Genomic DNA, 2,241 nt, shown 5'->3' on the forward strand with positions numbered 1-2,241 from the left:
GTGTCCTATAGGCCCTTTTCCGTCCACGAATACAAACCAGAACAAACTGAAGTCCACTCCCGTTCCTCCGGTAACAGTTACTCTGAAAGCCGATGACTACAGCAAGGGTAAGCTCTGGGGAACTAATGCCCCGGGCCAGGGCGAGGCGTGGTCAGCCGCGAAACAGCTTTCCGGGTTCGACCTCAAGCTCGCCGGCAATACCGCCGTTATCTCCGGCCAGTATGACGCTGGTATTTCCAATTCGATTGGCGGTAAGCGTTTTATCGGAATCCGCACGGACAAAGCCGACGATATGCGCTACACCCAGTCCTTCTCGAACCTGTTCAAGGTGCGCGTTCTCCCCACGAAGCAGGACACTCTCATCCGCAGCCTGGATACCGACGCGCCTTTCACTCCCGAGGATGTGAAGGGGCTTATCGATGTGGATTACGGCAAGCTCGGAATTCTCAAGTACGGCGACGACGCGGGCCTTTCCAAGCAGGACGTTCACAACGAGGTCAAGGGCAAAATAACCAAGAATATTGAGGTTCCCGGGATCAGTCACGAACCCGGCACCCAGGAATTCCCCGGCACGCTCACAACCGACCTTGGTGCGGTCTCCCCGAAGCTGACCGCTACCATCATTTACTACACGTCCAAGATTTCCGAGACAGCAGTATCCGACCCGAATAACCTGACGCCCGGCGAACAGGATGCCATCAAGGCTAAGGTCAAGGAACTCAACCAGCTCAAGGACACGGACAAAGTCACCGTGGACAAGGAAGGCAATGTCACGATTGTCTTCAACCGCAACGGCAAGGACCTCGGCACCAAGACCTTCAAGGCGCCGCTCGTCACGCCTTCATATCCGGATTCCAGCGGCAAGTCCGGTTCCACGGTTGAGGTTCCGATCTCCACTCCGGACGGCTTCACTTTCCCGGACGGTTCCACGTTTAAGGTCGACGGCGAAGCTCCTGCTGGACTCACCGTTGGCAACGACGGCAAGATTACCTATCAGATCCCCGAGGGGCAGGAGACGGGCGATGTAACAGGCACCGTGCTCGTAACCATTCCCGGCCAGCCCGATCCCGTGAAGGTTCCCTTCAAGATCGCTGTCACCAAGCCGAAGATGGCAGAGAAGATTACCCTGAAGGATCCCGATATCACCGGAGTCGTTGACCTCAATAAACTCACGCCCGAGGAAAAGACCAAGGTCAGCGATGCCATCAAGGCCAAGAACCCGGATCTGCCTACGGATGCTGAGATCACTGTCTCCGACAATGGCACCGCAACCGTGACCTACAAGGACGGTTCCTCAACTACCTTCACTCCGGACAAGACCGTCCGCAAGCTCAAGGACAACGAGAAGATCACTCTCAAGGATCCTGAAGTAACCGGCGTGGTTGACCCGAAGAACCTCACCGATCCGGAACGTGACCAGGTCAAGGACAAGGTCAAGAAGGCCAACCCCGACCTGCCCGAGAATACCCAGGTCACCGTTGGCAAGGACGGCACCGTCACGGTAACCTTCCCGGACGGTTCCGAGACCCAGATCCCCGCGAACAAGACCGTCCGCAAGCTCAAGGACAACGAGAAGATCACCCTCAAGGATCCCGAGCTCACTGGAGTTGTGGACCTGACCAACCTCACTCCCGAGGAACAGGACCAGGTGAAGGACAAGGTCAAGAAGGCCAACCCCGACCTGCCCGAAAACACCCAGGTCACCGTCGGCAAGGACGGAACCGTGACCGTCACCTTCCCCGATGGCTCTGAGACCCAGATCCCTGCTGAGAAGACGGTCTGCAAGCTCAAGGACAACGAGAAGAACAAGATCAACGACCCCGAAATCACCGGTGTCGCCGATGTCAATAAGCTGACCGATCCCGAACGCGAGCAAGTCAAGAAGGCCGTTGAGAAGAAGAATCCGGATCTTCCGAAGGGCACAAAGATCACCGTCTCCGAAAACGGTACGGTCACAGTGACCTTCCCGGATGGCTCTGAGACCCAGATCCCCGCGAACAAGACCGTGCGTCAGCTCAAGGACAACGAGAAGAACAAGATCAACGACCCCGAACTCACCGGCGTTGTCGATGTCAATAAGCTGACCGATCCCGAACGCGAGCAAGTCAAGAAGGCCGTCGAAAAGGAGAACCCGAAGCTCCCCGAAGGAACCACGATCACCGTCTCCGAAAACGGCACGGTCACCGTAACTTTCCCAGATCAGTCGACGACCACTATTGACCCGAACAAGACGGTTCGCCA

At 56.8% G+C, this 2,241-nt stretch carries 1 protein-coding gene; it reads left to right on the top strand.

Annotation, left to right across the window (positions count from 1 at the left end; all coding sequences use genetic code 11):
* On the top strand, window positions 1-2,241 hold a 2,241-nt coding region (locus AC5RK6_RS06340; RefSeq protein WP_493926380.1), incomplete at both ends, for a MiiA motif-containing surface protein.

This window comes from Actinotignum sp. usb-actsch-213 (assembly GCF_059085665.1).